This is a genomic window from Moorena producens PAL-8-15-08-1, assembly GCF_001767235.1.
Lineage (GTDB): Bacteria > Cyanobacteriota > Cyanobacteriia > Cyanobacteriales > Coleofasciculaceae > Moorena > Moorena producens_A.
The window spans coordinates 1,346,063-1,368,141 of the sequence record NZ_CP017599.1; the positions used below are offsets into that span (position 1 = coordinate 1,346,063).

Annotated in this window: 11 protein-coding genes; 7 read left to right on the top strand and 4 right to left on the bottom strand. The window is 43.4% G+C overall.

From position 1 onward, the window contains the following. Positions 1–42: 42 nt before the first annotated feature. Positions 43–1,092 carry a YheT family hydrolase gene (locus BJP34_RS05220; RefSeq protein ID WP_070391433.1) on the top strand — a complete coding sequence of 350 codons (1,050 nt, stop codon included), beginning with the start codon at positions 43–45 and terminating at the stop codon, positions 1,090–1,092. A gap of 47 nt (positions 1,093–1,139) precedes the next feature. Then, positions 1,140–2,042 carry a ChaN family lipoprotein gene (locus BJP34_RS05225; protein WP_070391434.1) on the top strand — a complete coding sequence of 301 codons (903 nt, stop codon included), beginning with the start codon at positions 1,140–1,142 and terminating at the stop codon, positions 2,040–2,042. 16 nt (positions 2,043–2,058) lie between these two features. Here BJP34_RS05225 and BJP34_RS05230 read toward each other — a convergent pair whose 3' ends face one another. Further along, complete coding sequence (locus BJP34_RS05230) at positions 2,059–2,919, bottom strand: inositol monophosphatase family protein (protein ID WP_324611021.1); 861 nt, start codon at positions 2,917–2,919, stop codon at positions 2,059–2,061. A 254-nt stretch (positions 2,920–3,173) separates the two neighbouring features. Here BJP34_RS05230 and BJP34_RS05235 point away from each other — a divergent pair, with 254 nt between their 5' ends. Beyond that, complete coding sequence (locus BJP34_RS05235) at positions 3,174–3,602, top strand: hypothetical protein (protein ID WP_070396496.1); 429 nt, start codon at positions 3,174–3,176, stop codon at positions 3,600–3,602. A 111-nt stretch (positions 3,603–3,713) separates the two neighbouring features. On the opposite strand, the gene BJP34_RS05240 is transcribed toward BJP34_RS05235, so the two are convergent. The 3 genes from BJP34_RS05240 to BJP34_RS05245 all read right to left on the bottom strand — a co-directional run bounded on the left by BJP34_RS05240 (position 3,714) and on the right by BJP34_RS05245 (position 4,870). Then, the gene (locus BJP34_RS05240; protein WP_070391436.1) at positions 3,714–4,004 is read right to left on the bottom strand and encodes a cupin domain-containing protein; all 291 of its coding nucleotides are present in this window, start codon (positions 4,002–4,004) and stop codon (positions 3,714–3,716) included. Positions 4,005–4,024: 20 nt separating this feature from the next. Further along, positions 4,025–4,180 carry a hypothetical protein gene (locus tag BJP34_RS42455; protein ID WP_158517020.1) on the bottom strand — a complete coding sequence of 52 codons (156 nt, stop codon included), beginning with the start codon at positions 4,178–4,180 and terminating at the stop codon, positions 4,025–4,027. Between the two features lie 72 nt (positions 4,181–4,252). After that, entirely contained in the window at positions 4,253–4,870 is a 618-nt protein-coding gene (locus BJP34_RS05245; protein ID WP_070391437.1) for a hypothetical protein, read from the bottom strand. A 939-nt stretch (positions 4,871–5,809) separates the two neighbouring features. Here BJP34_RS05245 and BJP34_RS05250 point away from each other — a divergent pair. The 4 genes from BJP34_RS05250 (at position 5,810) to BJP34_RS05260 (ending at position 22,076) form a co-directional block, all read left to right on the top strand. Then, positions 5,810–6,136 (top strand): hypothetical protein, encoded by a 327-nt coding sequence (locus BJP34_RS05250; RefSeq protein WP_070391438.1) that lies wholly within the window; start codon positions 5,810–5,812, stop codon positions 6,134–6,136. Continuing rightward, positions 6,112–6,234, top strand: coding sequence for an AMP-binding protein (locus BJP34_RS50300; protein WP_202972068.1), 123 nt, complete (start codon positions 6,112–6,114; stop codon positions 6,232–6,234). Before BJP34_RS05250 ends, BJP34_RS50300 begins: the two co-directional genes overlap by 25 nt. Before the next feature lie 219 nt (positions 6,235–6,453). Further along, positions 6,454–14,235, top strand: coding sequence for a type I polyketide synthase (locus BJP34_RS05255; protein ID WP_083305009.1), 7,782 nt, complete (start codon positions 6,454–6,456; stop codon positions 14,233–14,235). Then, positions 14,232–22,076, top strand: a complete 7,845-nt coding sequence (locus BJP34_RS05260; protein ID WP_083305010.1) for a type I polyketide synthase — start codon at positions 14,232–14,234, stop codon at positions 22,074–22,076. The genes BJP34_RS05255 and BJP34_RS05260 overlap by 4 nt, the downstream gene beginning before the upstream one ends. The last annotated feature ends 3 nt before the right edge of the window (positions 22,077–22,079 follow it).

Below are 22,079 nucleotides of genomic sequence, written 5' to 3' on the forward strand. Positions count from 1 at the left end.
GCTTATACTCCGATGTGTAATTACAAATAGGCACGAAACCTGATGCAAGACTACCAAGCTCCCTGGTACCTAAGAAATGGCTTATTCCAAAGTATTGCTACCACTTACTGGTACGGCACGACCTGGAGTTGGTGGGGGGAAAGAGTACCTTGGCTTTCCCATTTGCCCCTGATTCCCTGGCAGGAACACATATTTACTGGTGCGGATCAGGTACCGTTGCGCGGATTGTGGAGTTGTCCTGACAATGCCAAAGGTACCCTGATTGTTAACTATGCCCTTACAGGGGATGTCGATAGTGGTTGGTATAGTCGTACCCTTGCTCGTAAAGCCTACAGCAATGGTTGGGCAGTGTTAATTTATGATTGGCGCAGCAACGGACGCAGTGCCCAACTATCCCCAGTCCCATCTTCTGACGGTTGGCGAGAAGGGGAAGATCAGTTGCAGCTAGCCATGCAATTAGTAAAGATGGGTTGCCCAGAACCTGTCGGTTTGGTGGGCTTTTCCATGGGAGGACAGTTGGCATTGTGGGGACTTAAGGCAGCAGTTGAAAACAATTGTTCTCTGGTCAGGTTTGGAGCAGTTTTGGGTCCTAATCTGGAATCGAATCGCTCCATAGATTATTTGCTATCTACGCCCATCGGACGCTTGATCGAACAGAGGTTCACTCATAAACTCAGGAAAATATCTCAACAACGGTTAGAAAACTTTCCTGAGGCTGTCAAACCTGGTGTAGTGGAGTGCATTAAATCAATGCGGAGCTTTGACCAGTATATGGTGATTGATTACTACGGGTTTGCTAGCGTTAATGAATACTATCAGAAGACTAGTGGACTTTACCTGTTGGACAGCTTAGCTTTGCCCTATTTGATCATCTATGCTGCGGATGACCCGATTTTTGACCCTACTATTATTCCAGAATTAGAAGAGCGCACGAGTAGTAATCCCTATGCCAACTTGATTTTAACTGCCCAAGGGGGTCATGTGGCTCACATTAGTACAGGCCAAGGTGATGTGGATGAATTTTGGGCTTTGAATCGGCTTTTGGAATTTTGTGATGCTCAATTAATTCCTGCCAATTCTGAATCACGTTAAACTAAACATTACCAGTTGTATTTTTGAGTCGCTATTATCAATTTTCTATGGGTACAATTACCAAAGTCGTTGTTTATTCCCTGGGAATTTTCTTTTTCTGTACTACCCCAGTTTTTGCTCAACATACTCAACATAATAGTTCAACTGCCACTAGCCAGCAACAACAGATAGAAACGGTTAATCTACTATCCCTACCAGAGGTATTACCGGAATGGAAAAAAGCCCGGGTTATTTATTTAGGAGAAACTCACAGCAGCCAAAAAGATCATGAAGCGCAGTTGGCGATTATTGAAGCACTAACCCGTGAAAATTCCAAAATTGCGATCGCAATGGAAATGTTCCAGCGCCCAGCTCAAGATATCCTGGATCAATACCTAGCCGGGAAAATTACAGAAGCTGAGTTGGTTAAGCAAAGTGAGTATGAACAACGCTGGGGCTTCCCTTGGGAATATTATGCTCCCCTGGTACGCTTTGCTAAAACCAATCAACTGCCTGTGTTAGCCTTAAATACACCCACTGAGGTCACTCGTAAAGTAGCCCGTAAGGGATTAGAGAGTTTAACCTCTGCTGAGCAGGAACATATTCCCCCATTATCAGAAATTCGCACAGATAACGCTGATTACCGCAACCTGATACAGGGATTCTACCAACAACATCACCACGCCGGTCATAGCAATAGTCTCAACTTCGACAATTTTTTCGCAGCCCAAGTGTTATGGGATGAAACCATGGCAGAGAAGATTGCTTTGTTTGCCCAAGCTAACCCAGATTATCAAGTAGTAGTGATTGCTGGGCAAGGTCATATTATCTATGACTACGGTATACCCAGTCGGGTTGCTCGACGGTTCAATCATCAGTTGGAACAAATTTCCGTTTTGTTGGGTGCTCAGCCAGAGAAACTGGCAGGAGAAAATGCGATCGCAGATTATTTATGGGAACATCCCTTTTGAATTAAGAATTCTCCATTCAACCTGCCTTATTCCCTAGAAACTCTACCAACGGCTTAAACACACTCACTAATTCCGGACGTGCTGCAACTAGAGTCGGAAAGGACCGCTCACCGTAATCTTCGCCCACTTGCAAGGGGAAAATTGCCTGAGAATCTAAGGGGACCCAAACTGCCCCAGCTGCGTGAATAATCACCCAAGCTCCAGCAAAATCCCAAATTTTCGGGGTTGCTTCCACTCCTCCTAAGGTGACACCGTTGGCAGTGGCGAGAAAGTTGTAACTGGCAACCCCTAGCATCCGAATTTTGCAGGGGAAGGGTTGCTTCATCACTGAGGTACTACGGGCGCACAGGTTAAAAAAGTGGTTTTGGCTAGGGGAATCCTGGCTGCTGTGGATGGGACTTCCATTGAGAAAAGCACCGTTTTCTACACCGCTGAGCTCCGATTTCCCCAGCCAAAAACCATGAAACGATTGCTGGACAGGAGCAAAATGAATATAACCAAACACTGGAGTTCCCTGATACAACAAGCCTAAGGAAACCCCCCACAGGGGAATTCCTCTAGTAAAGTTGGTGGTGCCATCAAGAGGGTCAATAATCCAGCACCATTCAGACTCAGGAAATTGGTGGGATGCTTCTTCGCTCAGTACGCCGTGGCTAGGGAAATGAAATGCGATCGCATCTCTAATTTCTTGATCTGCCCACCTGTCCGCCTGGGTCACTAACGTACCATCGGCTTTTTCGGACCCTTGTACCTGACCAAAGTCCTTAAGGTGCCGATTACCGACACGGTTTGTGGTGTCTTTGGCAAAGTTGAGAATATCTGTCCAAAAATCATTCATATCAAGTCCGGTGGTGCGCGGTACCGGACATGATATCATGGTGCCGTTCTCCGGTAAAAACCACCCATCTACCTTACTTTGTTGAGTTAGTTTGTGGTTTGTTTAACTCTAGACAATCCCCACAGAGCAGGTCAAAGTTGCTGAATATATTAACTATGTACTATTGCTTGAAGGTTAGTTTCCGTTGAACCTTGGCCAATAGGCCACGCTACGGAACTTGGCAACCCTTCAACTTGCCAACCTTCCCTACTCCCTACTCCCTACTCCCTAAAATCCAGATTGATAAATACGATATGAACTTATTCGGTAGTAATCGGCAAGACTTAGCAATACACAAGTGGCAACATCAGTTAGATCAGTTTGTTAAAGCCAATCAAAAAGAATTAGCTGCACTGGCTTGGGGGCTATTTCTGGAAAAAGGAGAAAGTGATGAGACCCTCGGACTTGATTTGAAACCGAAGCCACATTTTGTTTACTGTCCTAGGGCAGCAATAGAAACCCTAAATCGTCAGGTTAATAACCAAATTCAGGAAATTTTGGGAGTGGTCGATGCTCATCAACCTGATCAGGAAGTTCTAATTATTGGCATTGGTAATGGACAGTTGAAACTGATTCAATTTGAACCTGAACTTTTACCACCCGAGTGCTTTGAGCAAGTTGGTAAGGATGTCGATCAATTATTAGAAGAATTAGAGAAGCAGATGAGTGAAACAATAAAGTAGGGATATACAGTAGGGAGATCAATTCCGGTTAATCACTTCAATTTTATTACCCCTACTCCCTACTCCCTACTCCCTACTCCCTAAAATTCTGGATCAAAGCCCCTCAAACTTCTAGCCAAATTGATAGTGTTTTCTAACATTAGAAAGAATCTTCCAGGTGCAAGACATTCCAGCTGGGAAAGTTACCAAATCTCCTTTGGCAATTTGAACTGGTTCACCGCCATCTGGGGTGACAACTACTTCACCCTCTAGTAAGTAACACGTTTCCGGTTCATCGTAAGTCCAGGGAAATTCCGAGACTTCCTTTGTCCAAATTGGCCAATTTGAGACACCTAAGTTATCGAGATAGTCTTGGCTAGGACGTTCAATCAGAATTTTATTGATATTGGTTGGTGTAGACATACTTTTTGGAACTTAAGTTTTCAGTGGTAAGCATTCATTTTACAGCGGTTTCCAATTGCTGTTAAGTCCTTTCGTTCTAGGTTTTTAGGGAGCAGGGAGCAGGGAGCAGGGAGCAGGGAAGAAAGCACAAAAAAAATTTTGTGTACCTGATAGTTATGGAAACCGCCGTAATGCAAGCTATCACCTAGTAGGCATTACCTGATAGCTTATAGCTGACCGCTTATAGCTGACCGCTTATAGCTTTCATCCTAATCATATAGGGCATCGAGCAAAAACTTAGTAATCTCACTTTCCTCCATAGCTGACAAAAGCTTAGTGTCCGCAATGTCTAACTTAGCGCCTGCAGCATGTAAATCATCATCTAAAGCCGTTAGAAAACCACGAGTAATGGGGTCTTCCCCCACTTGGGCAAACATCACACCCAGTTCTTCCTGAGAATCCATCTTCTTAGTTGCTGCCACTAGTAATTTTACTACAGCCATCCGTGGCTTTGGTTCACTATCCAGGATGACGATAATAATATCACCGTTTTCTTTCGTCTGCTGGCGGGATTTACGGCTAAAGTGATCATCAATTGCCACTTTAAGCGGCTCAACCACATTGATGCTGTCTGAACCATAGGGCTGCTCAAACAGGTCAACTAATGCCTGACTAGTGGTGTTGTCATATTTTTGATAGGGAGTAGATGCAATGTAAATAGTGAGTCCGTCTGGATCGAGTTCCTCACATTTCTTTGCCAAGGCGATAATAGACTCCTGAGCTAGCAACCACTGCTTGTCCAGTCCAGGCTGGGTTCCAAAGGTTTTAGAGGCATTTCTAGCCAGAATTATAGTGTAGTCTCGGTTTTGCAATAGGTCTTGAGACACAGTAATCCTCTGATCTCCATTCGCATCTTATCCTAAGTTTTCCCAGAAATCCTGATCAGATCCAATCAGGAGTTGGGAGAGTCTAGTTGAAAATGTTCTTTTTCTATAGCTAAGTAGTCGGAAACAATTAACGTTAACTGTTAAGACTTGGGAACAGGGAACTTCGGATCAGGGCACAGAAAGGGTTTGAGCAACTTTAAGTTTATTAACATAGTTAAAATCCGAGTCTAGCGGTTTTCATAATTATGAGGTACACAAGATGGTTTCCCTGTTCCGGTGATCCGCTGTTCCGCTGTTCCCTATCTTAGGTGCGCTCTTCCCATTAAGAATTAAATTTGCCACGGGTCGCACCTCAAAATTGTGTACCTCACCCAATTGATAACTGCTAGACATAGTTTTCTATAGCTATTGTTGGACGAGAGTCTGAAAGGAATTTATTTAGCATTAGGGTTGACAGTTGATTTTTTCGGTGCTATAGTCTTGTTTGTGCTGGATTCGGTGAGTCTCATTTATCATAAACCTAACTACACTGAAAAACAGTTAAAACCGTTAAAAAACTGTTGATAGGGAGCAAGAAAGGGTTGAAAAAGGCTCTTTGATAAGGAGCTGGAAACTTGCGAAATAGGAGATGTTCAGAGCTTAAGTTTTTTTAACAAGGTAAAAAAAAACTTATGTCCGAGTACTTATTTTTTGATAGCTATTGTTGTGTTGATCGAAAGTCGGGAATGAATTTAGTTACAATTAGGATTGACAGTTATTTTTTTTGGTGCTAGAGTTTGTTTTGTGCTGTATTCGGTGAGTCTCCTTGCTCAGAAAACCTAACTACAGTTAAAACAGTTAAAAAACTTTAAAAAACTGTTTAGTTAAAAAAAACTGTTGATCGGGAGCAAGGAAGCGTTAAAAAACGCTATTTCAAAAGGATATTGAAACTTGCTAAATATGAGATGTTCAGACCTTTCCGACAAGTTTTCCAATCTGGTAGAGTTGTTGCGCTATAGAGCCCTAACTCAGCCTGATAAAATCGCTTATACTTTCCTAGAAAAAGGGGAAAAAGAAACTGATCTACTCACCTATGAGGTATTAGACCAACGCTCAAGGGCGATCGCCTGTCAGTTGCCGTCTCTGGGGGCAACGGGAGAACGAGCTTTGCTAGTCTATCCACCAGGTGTCGCTTTATCCAGCATCCAGCTCTGGCTCAGTTCCATTTCCTTGTTACCAATAAATGCGATCGCGACCAAGGCTTGCACTGGTCTGAACCAACCCTAAGCAGCAGTAACCTGGCCTTTCTCCAGTACACTTCCGGCTCTAGCGGAACACCCAAAGGAGTTATGGTGAGTCACGGTAACTTGCTAAACAAGGAGTAACTTTAGTACCTATACAGGCACAGGTAACTTAAATTGTATTAACGCCAATCGCCTCTCATACTTTTTCGACTTCCATGGAACGAGCATGGCCATAGATGTTGAAGTATATACTATTGCTGGAAATCATATAACAATGATGATTCAACATCATGTTCAGGTATTCGATCAAAAATTTAAAAAAAAATGTCTTGATCAAAAATCGTGAGTGTAGAGGTCATTATGAATCAGGAATACCAGAGTAATCTAATAGCCATTATTGGTATGGCTTGTCGATTTCCCGGATCAAATGACTACAAACAGTTTTGGCAAAATCTGGAACAAGGAATAAATAGTATTAGTGAAATTCCTTCCCAAAGGTGGGCAATAGAAAAGTATTATTCTCCCAATCCTGAAACACCCAATAAAACTATTAGTAAATGGGGAGGACTGATAGAAGGGGTAGACCAGTTTGATGCTCAATTCTTTGGTATATCCCCCAGAGAAGCAACAAGAATGGACCCTCAACAGAGAATTATGCTGGAGTTGAGCTGGTCTTGTATCGAAGATGCTGGGTATTCACCATCTCAATTATCAGGAAGTAAAGTAGGTGTTTTTATTGGAGTCTGCAATTACGATTACGATCAGTTACAGCATCGAGACGAAGAAAATACTAACGGACATAGTGGTACAGGTACTTGGACTTGTATGATTCCCAATCGCATCTCTTCCTATTTTAATTTTAATGGCCCAAGCATCCCAATAGACACAGCTTGTTCTAGTTCTCTGGTAGCGATTCATTATGCCCTTAATAGCCTCAAAGAATCGGAATGTCAAACTGCACTTGTGGGAGGGGTAAGTGTTTGTTGTACACCAACAAGATACATTCAAATGAGTCAACAAGGGATGTTATCCCCCACTGGGCAATGCAAAACCTTTGACAGCTCTGCCGATGGTTATGTTCGAGGAGAGGGGGCGGGAGTAATATTATTAAAGCCATTGGACAAAGCAATAAAAGATCGCGATCGCATTTATGGTGTAATCAAAGGGAGTGCAATCAATCATGGAGGTAGAGCTAGAACCTTAACATCTCCCAATGTTTATGCTCAATCTCAAGTGCTGCGTTCTGCCTATACTAAAGCTAATATTCCACCCAATACAGTATCTTATATAGAAGCTCATGGCACGGGTACACCCTTGGGAGACCCGATTGAAATTAATGCTCTCAAGCGAGGATTTAAACAACTACATCAGCAATATGGGTTAGGAAAGTCAGAAAAATCCTATTGTGGTTTGGGGGCATTGAAAAGTAATATTGGACATTTGGAAGGAGCTGCGGGAATTGCTGGAGTGATTAAAGTCCTCTTGGCAATGAAGCATAAAAAATTGCCTACTATTGTCAACTTTAAAGAATTAAATCCACGCATTAATTTAAAAGATAGTCCATTTTACATAATTGACCAAACTCAAGAATGGAAAAAGTTAAAAACAGAATCAGGGGAAGAAATTCCTAGACGAGCAGGAGTTAGCTCTTTTGGAATAGGGGGTGTTAACGCTCACATAGTCATAGAAGAAGCACCAGTTCAAGTCAAAATTCAAAAGGGAGTGCGTAATCCTGGGGTTTCCACACAGTCAAAACTAAAAAATAATAATGATAGCATAGCTCCTCTGCAAGAGGAAAATAATTTAGAACCTTCGTTGCATTTACTAACTCTCTCAGCACAAACAGAAAAAGCACTTTCTGAGTTGATCGTTCGTTATCAAAATTATCTAGAAGAAGAAAAAAATGACAGGAAGTTGGGGGATATTTGCTACACAGCTAATATCGGACGTACTCACTTTAACCATAGACTAGCAGTCATTGCCTCTAAACAACAAGAATTAGTAGAAAAACTCCTACAATACAAAGCAGGTGAGGAAGTAGTAGGAATCTGCTCTGGTGAACTTCCTAAAAATAGCACTACACCAAAAATAGCCTTTTTATTCACAGGGCAAGGTTCTCAATATGTAAATATGGGGAAGGAACTATATGAGGAATCATCAGTATTCCGAGAAGCTATTGACAGATGTGACGAAATATTAGGTAAATTCCAGACAACCTCCCTCAAAGAAATTTTCTATCCTGTCAAGGAAGACGAATCCCACTCATCTCTATTAAACCAAACTGCTTATACCCAACCTGCTCTATTTGCTGTAGAGTATGCTTTGTTCAAGTTATGGGAATCTTGGGGAATCAAACCAAGTGTAGTCATGGGTCACAGTGTAGGAGAGTATGTAGCAGCAACAGTAGCAGGAATTTTCAGTTTAGAAGATGGTCTGAAATTAATTGCCATGCGGGGGCGCTTAATGCAGCAGTTGCCCCCCGATGGTGAAATGGTATCTGTCATGGCATCAGAATCTCAGGTGACAGAAGCTACAGGAGAATATAGTTCCCAAGTGGCAATAGCAGCAATTAATGGACCATTAAGTATAGTAATTTCTGGTGAAAGTGAAGCTATAGCAAGTATTTGCATAAAGTTAGAAACAAAGGGAGTGAAGACCAAACATTTACAGGTGTCCCATGCTTTTCATTCCCCGTTAATGGAGCCAATGTTGGCAGAGTTTGAAGCAGTAGCTGAAGAAATCACCTATAGTCAGCCTCGGATACCACTCATTTCTAATGTGACTGGTCAAAAGGTGAGTTCAGAAATGACTACAGCTAAATATTGGGTAAATCATGTCCGACAACCAGTGAACTTTGCTCAGAGTATGAAAACTCTGGATGAGGAAGGTTATAAGGTATTCTTGGAAATAGGAGCAAAACCAATATTATTAGGCATGGGGCGTCAATGTCTACCAGAAGAGTTCGGTATTTGGTTACCGTCGTTACGTCCTGGAGTGGATGAATGGCAGCAAATGCTATCAAGTTTAGGACAGTTATATGTCCAGGGAGTCAAGGTAGATTGGTCAGGGTTTGACCGAGACTATAGCCGTCAGAAAGTAGTATTGCCAACATATCCATTCCAACGACAACGGTATTGGATAGAAAGTAATAAGAGTAACCGCAAAAAAAAGTATTTATCAACCGAAAAAACTCTCCACCCCTTACTGGGTAAAAGGTTCTATTGTGCCGGTCAGCCACAACAAGTTCAATTTGAATCTTTATTAGCAGAAGATGAACCAGGCTACCTCAAGCACCACCGAGTATTTGAACGGGCGCTATTCCCCACAACCGCCTATCTAGAAATAGCTCTAGCGGCAGGAGTAAACCGGTTTAAAACTAATAATCTAGTAGTAGAAGACCTAGTCATCCAAACCGGATTGATTTTACCAGAAGGAGAAATCATTTCAGTTCAGACTATACTAACCCCATCAGAAAACCAAACCTACCAATGGCAAGTATTTACTCAACAGCTACAGCCGAACCAAGACCAACCCCAGTGGATACTTCATGCCAAGGGAAAAATTCGAGCCGCAGAAAGAGAAACTGATGTTGTCACTGTTGACCTAGACAAATACTTAAACCAGTGTAATCAACCCATAGAAATCCCAGACCATTATCAACACTATCGACAAAGAGGGATTAACTACGGCAGCAGTTTCCAAGGAATCCAACAGTTATGGAAAGGCTCAAACCAAGCCATAGGAAAGATTGAGTTATCTCCAGATTTGGTAGCAGAAGCCACAGAGTATCAGTTCCATCCGGCTTTATTAGATGGGGCGCTACAGGTGGTGATCCATGCACTACCCCAAACCAACACCAACCAAACTTATCTGCCAGTAGGAATCGAGCAATTAAAAGTATATAGTAGTCCGGGGCTGTGGTTATGGGCAATGGCCTCAGTGACCATTGAAAGTCAAAACAATTGGACAGCTACTCTCACCCTGGTCAATGGCACAGGAGAAATCCTGGCCACCCTATTTGGCTTACGAGTCAAACTAGCTACCCCTGAAAGCTTACTAGGAACTGAAGCGCCATCCATTAGCAATTCTCTGTACGAAGTCCAATGGCGACCGCAAGCACGTTTTGGGCGATTACTACCCCCGACTTATCTGCCCTCTCTAGTGGAAATTAGTCAAAAACTGAAGCCAACCTTTTCTCAATTAAGTTCTCAAACAGATAATGATAACTATGGTCAACTCATAGCCGAGTTAGAAGACTTGAGTGTGGAGTTTGTCTTACAAGCTTTTCGGGAAATGGGTTGGTCTTACCCTGTCGGAAAAAACTTTAGTGCCATTGAAGGGATACAACACTTAAGAATCGTACCAAGCCATCACCGACTATTCAGCCGTCTGCTAGAAATGCTCAAGGAAGTTGGCATCCTCAAGAAAACTGAAGACCAATGGCAAGTACAGCAAGAATTTGGAGTTACCAACCTCAAAGAAAAAACAAAAACGCTACTAAGTCAATATCCCCAAGCTCAAGCTGAACTCACCCTGCTCAACCGTTGTGCATCCCAATTGAGTGCCGTATTGAGAGGAGCAATAGACCCAGTACAATTAGTATTTCCGGAAGGGGATTTAACGACTGCAACCCAACTCTATCAAGACTCTCCCGCAGCGAAGGTGATGAATAGCTTAGTCGAAAAAGCGATCGCCACCGCCTTGGAGAAGTTACCACCACAGCGAGGAGTAAGACTATTAGAACTAGGTGCAGGCACAGGAGGAACAACTAGCTATATTCTCCCCCATTTGCCACCGGACCTTAGTGAATATGTGTTCACGGATATTGGTACTTTATTTACCACCAAAGCCCAAGAAAAATTCCGGGATTATCCCTTTGTTACTTATCAAACCCTCGACATAGAACAAGACCCAACTACTCAAGGATTTATTGCCGATCAATACGACCTAATTATCGCGGCTAATGTCCTGCACGCCACCACTTTCTTAGAGGAAACCCTATCCCATGTGCGGCAATTATTAACCCCTGGGGGAATCTTGGTGTTGTTAGAAGCAACAACTCCTCAAAGATGGGTAGACTTAATTTTCGGACTCTTAGAAGGATGGTGGAAATTTAGGGATTGGGAAATCCGCCCGGACTATCCCCTTCTGGGTGTATCACAGTGGCAAAAGTTACTGGCAAAAAGTGGTTTTTCATTAGTGGTAACTGTGCCAGAGTCTCAAGATAGTTCAGAGGTTCTTTCTCAACAGGCGCTGATTGTTGCCCAAGCTGAGGAAACCTTAACCGCTGCCACTTCATCAGACTCCCGAAATTGGTTGATTTTAGCAGACATTGAGCAAGTAGCTCAACACTTAGCCCATCAACTGCGTGCTCAAGGAGAAAGATGTACCTTAGTCTATGCAGGAGAAACCTATCAACAAGTCACAGACTATGAATTTAGGATTAATCGTGATCAACCAGAAGACTATCAGCGACTGGTGCAACTTCTAACCGCCGACTCAAAAAATTTAGATGGGGTTGTCCAGTGTTGGAGTTTAGAAGTAGGAGACCAGAAAAACTTAACTGGGGCAGAATTAGAACGATTATCCCAGATTGGTTGTGGAACCACCTTATCCTTAGTACAGGCATTAGTGAAAGCCGACTTATCCCAACCACCAAGATTATGGATAGTTACCCAAGGTGCTCAACCTGTCCCTGCAAAGAATCCAGTGGTTTCCGGTGTGGCTCAATCTTCAGTGTGGGGCATGGGAAAAGTAATCAGTTTGGAACACCCGGAACTTAACTGTGTTCGCATCGATTTAGACCCCAATCAAAGGCTAAAAGAGAAAGCTGAAGCACTATGGGCAGAAATTTGGTCAGAATCTCTTGAAGATCAAGTGGCTCTAAGAAAAGACAGTCGCTATGTGCCAAGGTTAATACCCACTCCATTGGCAATAGCAACAGAAACACAACTGTTGAAAATGCCATCCCAGCCATTCCGACTGACAATTACCTCAAGGGGTATCCTCGAAAATTTAACCCTAGAAGCAACACCAAGACGTTCACCCGCACCAGGAGAAGTAGAGATTAGAGTTCGCGCCACAGGACTTAATTTCTTGGATGTGATCGCTAGCTTAGGATTACTGCCTCAACAAGTAGATGGAATGTCTCAGCAGCACCTACTCTCGTCCGATAGCTTTGGGGGTGAATGTGCAGGGGAAATTGTAGCAGTAGGAGAAGGAGTAGAAAACTTCAAAATTGGTGAGCCAGTGATAGCTCTGGCTCCAGAAAGTTTCAGCCAATATGTGACTGCCAGTGCTACACTGGTCGCTCCCAAACCAGATTTTCTCAGCTTTGAGCAAGCTGCCGCCATTCCAGCTAATTTCTTAACTGCCTATTACGCACTGCACCATGTAGCCAAAATCGCACCAGGAGACAAAATTTTAATCCATGCTGCCGCAGGAGGGACGGGAATGGCAGCAGTACAAATTGCACAGCAAGCTGGGGCTGAAGTTTTTGCTACTGCTAGTCAAACAAAGTGGGAAGCTTTAAAAGCTATGGGAGTTAAACATATTATGAATTCCCGTACCTTAGAGTTTGCTGGTCAGATCATGGAGAAAACACAAGGAAAGGGGGTAGATATTGTCCTTAACTCTCTGACCTCTGGAGAATTTATTGCCAAAAGTGTATCGGTTGTAAGTCCTCAAGGTCGTTTTGTAGAAATTGCCAAGCGGGGAGTTTGGGAATCAACTGAGATGGCAACTCTCAGGTCAGATATCTCTTATTCAGTGGTTGATTTAGTTAAAGTATCTCAAGACCAACCTCAATTAATCAAGTCTCTGTTAGAGGAAATTATTGACAAGTTCGACAACGGCTTGCTCAAATCACCTCCCTTGACAGTCTTCTCTATCGAAGAAGTAGTCAGCGCCTTTCGTTATATGCAGCAAGCCAAACATATTGGCAAAATTATCGTTACTCAAAGCCAACAACCCACCGATACCGCCACTGAAATGCCGTTGAACTTCCCAGAAGACGGAACTTATTTGATTACTGGTGGTTTAGGAGGATTAGGCTTACTAGTTGCCCGTTGGATGGTAGAGAAAGGAGCCAAGCATTTAGTCTTAGTAGGACGCAGTAGCCCGAATCATGCTGTTGTCAAGAAATTAACAGAGTTAGAACAAGCGGGAGCCTCTGTAGTAGTGGAAAAAGCTGATGTGTCTGAATTTGAAGCTATGGAGAGGGTGTTGTCTAAGATCAATCAGTCAACCTTGCCACTAAGGGGAGTCATTCATTCGGCAGGGATGTTGTCTGATGGAGTCCTACAAAACCAGAGTTGGTCTAGCTTTGAGAAAGTGATGGCTCCCAAAGTCCAAGGAGCTTGGCATTTGCATCAATTAACCAAAAACCAGCCAATGGACTTTTTTGTCCTGTTTTCTTCGGCGGCATCTCTGTTGGGTTCCCCCGGTCAGGGAAATCATGCTGCGGCTAATGCCTTTCTCGATAGTTTAGCCCATTATCGTCGAGGTCTGGGATTGAATGGATTGAGCATTCATTGGGGTGCGGTATCTCAAGTGGGAGAAGCAGCTGAGCGTGGTGCAGATCTCAAGGCAGAGCTCAAGGGCATGGGTGCGATCTCTCCTGGTGGGGTGTTGGAAGCATTAGAGCTATTGATCAGTACTGAGGCGGTAGAAGTAGGAGTAGTACCGATCAACTGGTCTCAATGGACTGCTAGAGTTTCTAATTGGCCGTTTTTAGCTCAGTGGCAAGAAAAGATTAAGACTTCGGAGGTATCTAAATCCGAATTTATTGACCAGTTAAAAACTGCATTACCATCGGAGCAAAAAGATATATTAACCGCCCATGTGCGTAGTCAGGTGGCGAGAGTATTGGGGATAAGTTCCGCTCAATCGATTGGTTTAGAACAAGGATTTTTTGAGTTGGGGATGGATTCTCTTACCTCAGTAGAGTTGCGCAATCGCTTGCAAGGTAGTTTAAGCTGTTCAATTCCTTCTAGTTTAGCTTTTGATTATCCTACGGTACGGGAATTGGTAGATTATTTAATTCAGCAAGTATTAGTGGAAATAGAAGAGACTGAACGAATAGAAGAAAGTGCTCAAAAACTAGCCAAACAATTAGGATTAGACTTGGAGGGATTTCAATGAGTAATAACCTAGAACAATCTTACGGAAAATTGATAAAAATGGCATCTGAAAAGATAGCCAACCTAGAAAAAGAACTTGAAGGTTTTAAAAGTAAAAACCAATTTGAATCAATCGCCATTATCGGGATGGGATGTCGTTTCCCTGGGGGAGCAGATAACCCCGAATCCTTCTGGACTCTCTTATCTCAAGGCATAGATGCCATTAGTGAAATTCCTTCTGAGCGATGGAACATCGAGCAGTACTACGATCCTAACCCAGAAACCCCAGGGAAAATGTACACTCGTTATGGTGGCTTTGTCGGTCAACTACAAGAGTTTGACTCCCACTTCTTTAATATTGCTCCTATTGAAGCAATTTCCCTTGACCCTCAACAACGTCTACTCTTGGAAGTAAGTTGGGAAGCCCTTGAGCATGCAGCGATCGCTCCTCAACAACTCGCCAAAACTCAAACGGGTGTATTTATGGGCATCTGTAGTAATGACTATAGTCAACGTTTAACTAGTCGTGATCTTACAGAAATTGATGCCTATTTAGCCCAGGGTAATGCCCACAGTACCGCTACTGGCAGACTTTCTTATTTTCTCGGACTAACTGGGCCTTCAATAGCTGTAGATACGGCTTGTTCTTCTTCCTTAGTCAGCCTTCATTTAGCCTGTGCCAGTCTGCGTAACCAAGAATGCACTTTAGCTCTAGCAGGAGGGGTTAATCGGATTATTTCCCCAGAATATACCATCAATTTTTCCAGGGCGAGAATGCTTTCTGCTGATGGACGCTGCAAGACTTTTGACGCGGGGGCAGATGGTTTTGTTCGCAGTGAGGGCTGTGGGGTAGTAGTGCTCAAGCGATTCTCGGATGCCGTGGCAGATGGGGATAATATCTTGGCCGTCATTCGAGGAACGGCGATTAATCAGGATGGCCATACTAGTGGTTTAACGGTACCGAATGGTCCTTCTCAAGAGTCAGTAATCCGTCAAGCCTTAAAAAATTCAGGAGTACAGCCACAGCAAGTCAGCTATATAGAAGCCCATGGCACCGGGACATCTTTAGGAGATCCGATTGAGGTCACTGCTTTAGGGAATGTATTTGGAGAATCACACTCATCACAACAACCGATGATCATCGGTTCTGTCAAGACGAATATCGGACACCTGGAAGCAGCAGCGGGCATAGCGGGGTTAATCAAAGTAGTATTGCAGTTGCAACATCAACAGATTGCCCCCCATCTCCATTTTCACCAGCCCAATCCTTATATTAATTGGAAGCAATTACCGGTATTAGTACCGACTGATGGTACTCCTTGGCAGATAGAAGATAAACCTCGTCTAGCTGGCCTTAGTTCCTTTGGTTTCAGTGGCACTAATGCCCATGTCATCCTAGAAGAAGCCCCAAGTTCAGTTAACACTGAGCACTTATCAGACCCCAGTAGGGAACGTCCTGTTCATCTATTCACCCTCTCGACTAAAGATGACTTGGCTTTATGGGCACTGGTGCAGAAGTATCAAGAATTTTTAGAGAACAATGGCACTGCTAATCTGGCAGATATCTGTTTTACTGCTAATACAGGGCGCTCCCACTTCCAGCATCGATTAGCAATTATCGCATCTAATCAGCAGGAGTTAGCTGAAAAACTGGCAAAGGCAAGAGCAACAGAGGATATTTCCGCTGTATTTACCGGACACATCCCCAATAGTAACAGTTCACCCAAAATGGCGTTCCTGTTTACGGGTCAAGGTTCTCAGTATGTCAACATGGGCAGACAACTCTATGACACTGAGCCGATCTTCCGTCAAGCCTTAGACCAATGTCACCAAATCCTACAGTCCTATTTAGAAAAACCGCTCAAGGAAGTTATTTATCCTCAACAGCCTCAAGACCTAAAGACTTCAGATATTAACCAAACTGCTTATACTCAACCAGCCCTATTTGCCATTGAATATGCCCTATTTAAACTCTGGGAATCCTGGGGCATCAACCCAGATGTAGTGATGGGGCATAGTGTAGGGGAATATGTAGCAGCAACCGTAGCAGGAGTATTTAGTTTAGAAGACGGTTTAAAATTAATTGCCACTCGGGGAAGGTTGATGCAACAGTTGCCCTGTGAGGGTGAGATGGTGTCGGTGATGACATCGGAGTTAAAAGTGCGTCAGTTCCTTAAGACCTACACAGATAAAGTAGCGATTGCTGCTATTAATGGTCCATTAAGTGTGGTAATTTCTGGAGCCAGTGAAGACATTGGTGTTATTTGTGACAAATTAGAAGCTCAGGGAATCAAAACCAAAAGACTACAAGTATCCCACGCCTTCCATTCACCATTGATGGAACCGATGTTGGCAGAATTTGAAGCAGTAGCCCATCAAATCACCTACTATCACCCAAAAATACCACTAATATCAAATGTTACAGGAACAAAAGTAGACAAGAGTATTGCCACAGCTAACTATTGGGTAAATCATATACGCCAACCTGTCAAGTTTGCTGCTAGTATGGTTTCCCTGCAACAACAAGGCTTGGAAGTATTCCTAGAAATAGGAGCAAAACCAATATTATTAGGCATGGGGCGTCAATGTCTACCAGAAGAGTTCGGTATTTGGTTACCGTCGTTACGTCCTGGAGTGGATGAATGGCAGCAAATGCTATCAAGTTTAGGACAGTTATATGTCCAGGGAGTCAAGGTAGATTGGTCAGGGTTTGACCGAGACTATAGCCGTCAGAAAGTAGTATTGCCAACATATCCATTCCAACGACAACGGTATTGGATAGAAAGTAATAAGAGTAACCGCAAAAAAAAGTATTTATCAACCGAAAAAACTCTCCACCCCTTACTGGGTAAAAGGTTCTATTGTGCCGGTCAGCCACAACAAGTTCAATTTGAATCTTTATTAGCAGAAGATGAACCAGGCTACCTCAAGCACCACCGAGTATTTGAACGGGCGCTATTCCCCACAACCGCCTATCTAGAAATAGCTCTAGCGGCAGGAGTAAACCGGTTTAAAACTAATAATCTAGTAGTAGAAGACCTAGTCATCCAAACCGGATTGATTTTACCAGAAGGAGAAATCATTTCAGTTCAGACTATACTAACCCCATCAGAAAACCAAACCTACCAATGGCAAGTATTTACTCAACAGCTACAGCCGAACCAAGACCAACCCCAGTGGATACTTCATGCCAAGGGAAAAATTCGAGCCGCAGAAAGAGAAACTGATGTTGTCACTGTTGACCTAGACAAATACTTAAACCAGTGTAATCAACCCATAGAAATCCCAGACCATTATCAACACTATCGACAAAGAGGGATTAACTACGGCAGCAGTTTCCAAGGAATCCAACAGTTATGGAAAGGCTCAAACCAAGCCATAGGAAAGATTGAGTTATCTCCAGATTTGGTAGCAGAAGCCACAGAGTATCAGTTCCATCCGGCTTTATTAGATGGGGCGCTACAGGTGGTGATCCATGCACTACCCCAAACCAACACCAACCAAACTTATCTGCCAGTAGGAATCGAGCAATTAAAAGTATATAGTAGTCCGGGGCTGTGGTTATGGGCAATGGCCTCAGTGACCATTGAAAGTCAAAACAATTGGACAGCTACTCTCACCCTGGTCAATGGCACAGGAGAAATCCTGGCCACCCTATTTGGCTTACGAGTCAAACTAGCTACCCCTGAAAGCTTACTAGGAACTGAAGCGCCATCCATTAGCAATTCTCTGTACGAAGTCCAATGGCGACCGCAAGCACGTTTTGGGCGATTACTACCCCCGACTTATCTGCCCTCTCTAGTGGAAATTAGTCAAAAACTGAAGCCAACCTTTTCTCAATTAAGTTCTCAAACAGATAATGATAACTATGGTCAACTCATAGCCGAGTTAGAAGACTTGAGTGTGGAGTTTGTCTTACAAGCTTTTCGGGAAATGGGTTGGTCTTACCCTGTCGGAAAAAACTTTAGTGCCATTGAAGGGATACAACACTTAAGAATCGTACCAAGCCATCACCGACTATTCAGCCGTCTGCTAGAAATGCTCAAGGAAGTTGGCATCCTCAAGAAAACTGAAGACCAATGGCAAGTACAGCAAGAATTTGGAGAAACCAACCCCACAGAAAAAACTAAGAAGCTACTAAGTCAATATCCCCAAGCTCAAGCTGAACTCACCCTGCTCAACCGTTGTGCATCCCAATTGAGTGGGGTCTTCAGAGGAGCGATAGACCCAGTACAATTAGTATTTCCGGAAGGGGATTTAACGACTGCAACCCAACTCTATCAAAACTCTCCCGGGGCAAAGGTGATGAATAGCTTAGTCGAAAAAGCGATCGCCACCGCCTTGGAGAAGTTACCACCACAGCGAGGAGTAAGACTATTAGAACTAGGTGCAGGCACAGGAGGAACAACTAGCTATATTCTCCCCCATTTGCCACCGGACCTTAGTGAATATGTGTTCACGGATATTGGTACTTTATTTACCACCAAAGCCCAAGAAAAATTCCGGGATTATCCCTTTGTTACTTATCAAACCCTCGACATAGAACAAGACCCAACTACTCAAGGATTTATTGCCGATCAATACGACCTAATTATCGCGGCTAATGTCCTGCACGCCACCACTTTCTTAGAGGAAACCCTATCCCATGTGCGGCAATTATTAACCCCTGGGGGAATCTTGGTGTTGTTAGAAGCAACAACTCCTCAAAGATGGGTAGACTTAATTTTCGGACTCTTAGAAGGATGGTGGAAATTTAGGGATTGGGAAATCCGCCCGGACTATCCCCTTCTGGGTGTATCACAGTGGCAAAAGTTACTGGCAAAAAGTGGTTTTTCATTAGTGGTAACTGTGCCAGAGTCTCAAGATAGTTCAGAGGTTCTTTCTCAACAGGCGCTGATTGTTGCCCAAGCTGAGGAAACCTTAACCGCTGCCACTTCATCAGACTCCCGAAATTGGTTGATTTTAGCAGACATTGAGCAAGTAGCTCAACACTTAGCCCATCAACTGCGTGCTCAAGGAGAAAGATGTACCTTAGTCTATGCAGGAGAAACCTATCAACAAGTCACAGACTATGAATTTAGGATTAATCGTGATCAACCAGAAGACTATCAGCGACTGGTGCAACTTCTAACCGCCGACTCAAAAAATTTAGATGGGGTTGTCCAGTGTTGGAGTTTAGAAGTAGGAGACCAGAAAAACTTAACTGGGGCAGAATTAGAACGATTATCCCAGATTGGTTGTGGAACCACCTTATCCTTAGTACAGGCATTAGTGAAAGCCGACTTATCCCAACCACCAAGATTATGGATAGTTACCCAAGGTGCTCAACCTGTCCCTGCAAAGAATCCAGTGGTTTCCGGTGTGGCTCAATCTTCAGTGTGGGGCATGGGAAAAGTAATCAGTTTGGAACACCCGGAACTTAACTGTGTTCGCATCGATTTAGACCCCAATCAAAGGCTAAAAGAGAAAGCTGAAGCACTATGGGCAGAAATTTGGTCAGAATCTCTTGAAGATCAAGTGGCTCTAAGAAAAGACAGTCGCTATGTGCCAAGGTTAATACCCACTCCATTGGCAATAGCAACAGAAACACAACTGTTGAAAATGCCATCCCAGCCATTCCGACTGACAATTACCTCAAGGGGTATCCTCGAAAATTTAACCCTAGAAGCAACACCAAGACGTTCACCCGCACCAGGAGAAGTAGAGATTAGAGTTCGCGCCACAGGACTTAATTTCTTGGATGTGATCGCTAGCTTAGGATTACTGCCTCAACAAGTAGATGGAATGTCTCAGCAGCACCTACTCTCGTCCGATAGCTTTGGGGGTGAATGTGCAGGGGAAATTGTAGCAGTAGGAGAAGGAGTAGAAAACTTCAAAATTGGTGAGCCAGTGATAGCTCTGGCTCCAGAAAGTTTCAGCCAATATGTGACTGCCAGTGCTACACTGGTCGCTCCCAAACCAGATTTTCTCAGCTTTGAGCAAGCTGCCGCCATTCCAGCTAATTTCTTAACTGCCTATTACGCACTGCACCATGTAGCCAAAATCGCACCAGGAGACAAAATTTTAATCCATGCTGCCGCAGGAGGGACGGGAATGGCAGCAGTACAAATTGCACAGCAAGCTGGGGCTGAAGTTTTTGCTACTGCTAGTCAAACAAAGTGGGAAGCTTTAAAAGCTATGGGAGTTAAACATATTATGAATTCCCGTACCTTAGAGTTTGCTGGTCAGATCATGGAGAAAACACAAGGAAAGGGGGTAGATATTGTCCTTAACTCTCTGACCTCTGGAGAATTTATTGCCAAAAGTGTATCGGTTGTAAGTCCTCAAGGTCGTTTTGTAGAAATTGCCAAGCGGGGAGTTTGGGAATCAACTGAGATGGCAACTCTCAGGTCAGATATCTCTTATTCAGTGGTTGATTTAGTTAAAGTATCTCAAGACCAACCTCAATTAATCAAGTCTCTGTTAGAGGAAATTATTGACAAGTTCGACAACGGCTTGCTCAAATCACCTCCCTTGACAGTCTTCTCTATCGAAGAAGTAGTCAGCGCCTTTCGTTATATGCAGCAAGCCAAACATATTGGCAAAATTATCGTTACTCAAAGCCAACAACCCACCGATACCGCCACTGAAATGCCGTTGAACTTCCCAGAAGACGGAACTTATTTGATTACTGGTGGTTTAGGAGGATTAGGCTTACTAGTTGCCCGTTGGATGGTAGAGAAAGGAGCCAAGCATTTAGTCTTAGTAGGACGCAGTAGCCCGAATCATGCTGTTGTCAAGAAATTAACAGAGTTAGAACAAGCGGGAGCCTCTGTAGTAGTGGAAAAAGCTGATGTGTCTGAATTTGAAGCTATGGAGAGGGTGTTGTCTAAGATCAATCAGTCAACCTTGCCACTAAGGGGAGTCATTCATTCGGCAGGGATGTTGTCTGATGGAGTCCTACAAAACCAGAGTTGGTCTAGCTTTGAGAAAGTGATGGCTCCCAAAGTCCAAGGAGCTTGGCATTTGCATCAATTAACCAAAAACCAGCCAATGGACTTTTTTGTCCTGTTTTCTTCGGCGGCATCTCTGTTGGGTTCCCCCGGTCAGGGAAATCATGCTGCGGCTAATGCCTTTCTCGATAGTTTAGCCCATTATCGTCGAGGTCTGGGATTGAATGGATTGAGCATTCATTGGGGTGCGGTATCTCAAGTGGGAGAAGCAGCTGAGCGTGGTGCAGATCTCAAGGCAGAGCTCAAGGGCATGGGTGCGATCTCTCCTGGTGGGGTGTTGGAAGCATTAGAGCTATTGATCAGTACTGAGGCGGTAGAAGTAGGAGTAGTACCGATCAACTGGTCTCAATGGACTGCTAGAGTTTCTAATTGGCCGTTTTTAGCTCAGTGGCAAGAAAAGATTAAGACTTCGGAGGTATCTAAATCCGAATTTATTGACCAGTTAAAAACTGCATTACCATCGGAGCAAAAAGATATATTAACCGCCCATGTGCGTAGTCAGGTGGCGAGAGTATTGGGGATAAGTTCCGCTCAATCGATTGGTTTAGAACAAGGATTTTTTGAGTTGGGGATGGATTCTCTTACCTCAGTAGAGTTGCGCAATCGCTTGCAAGGTAGTTTAAGCTGTTCAATTCCTTCTAGTTTAGCTTTTGATTATCCTACGGTACGGGAATTGGTAGATTATTTAATTCAGCAAGTATTAGAGGGAGACAAAGGTAATAATTACTATTTAACAAAATCCCTTAACAATAAAAATCATGAAAAAGAAGAACAAGAATTAGTAGCGAAAACAAAAAAAATGTCAGAGGATAAATTAGAAGAAATGATTAACCAAAAATTAACGTCACTTATTAATGAAGGAGGTATTTAATTA

What these genes read in the sequence shown, in the direction of transcription:
- BJP34_RS05220 (WP_070391433.1), top strand. Translation starts at nt 43, where the DNA reads ATGCAAGACTACCAAGCTCCCTGGTACCTAAGAAATGGCTTATTCCAA.
- BJP34_RS05225 (WP_070391434.1), top strand. Translation starts at nt 1,140, where the DNA reads ATGGGTACAATTACCAAAGTCGTTGTTTATTCCCTGGGAATTTTCTTT.
- BJP34_RS05230 (WP_324611021.1), bottom strand. Translation starts at nt 2,919, where the DNA reads ATGATATCATGTCCGGTACCGCGCACCACCGGACTTGATATGAATGAT.
- BJP34_RS05235 (WP_070396496.1), top strand. Translation starts at nt 3,174, where the DNA reads ATGAACTTATTCGGTAGTAATCGGCAAGACTTAGCAATACACAAGTGG.
- BJP34_RS05240 (WP_070391436.1), bottom strand. Translation starts at nt 4,004, where the DNA reads ATGTCTACACCAACCAATATCAATAAAATTCTGATTGAACGTCCTAGC.
- BJP34_RS05250 (WP_070391438.1), top strand. Translation starts at nt 5,810, where the DNA reads ATGAGATGTTCAGACCTTTCCGACAAGTTTTCCAATCTGGTAGAGTTG.
- BJP34_RS05255 (WP_083305009.1), top strand. Translation starts at nt 6,454, where the DNA reads ATGAATCAGGAATACCAGAGTAATCTAATAGCCATTATTGGTATGGCT.
- BJP34_RS05260 (WP_083305010.1), top strand. Translation starts at nt 14,232, where the DNA reads ATGAGTAATAACCTAGAACAATCTTACGGAAAATTGATAAAAATGGCA.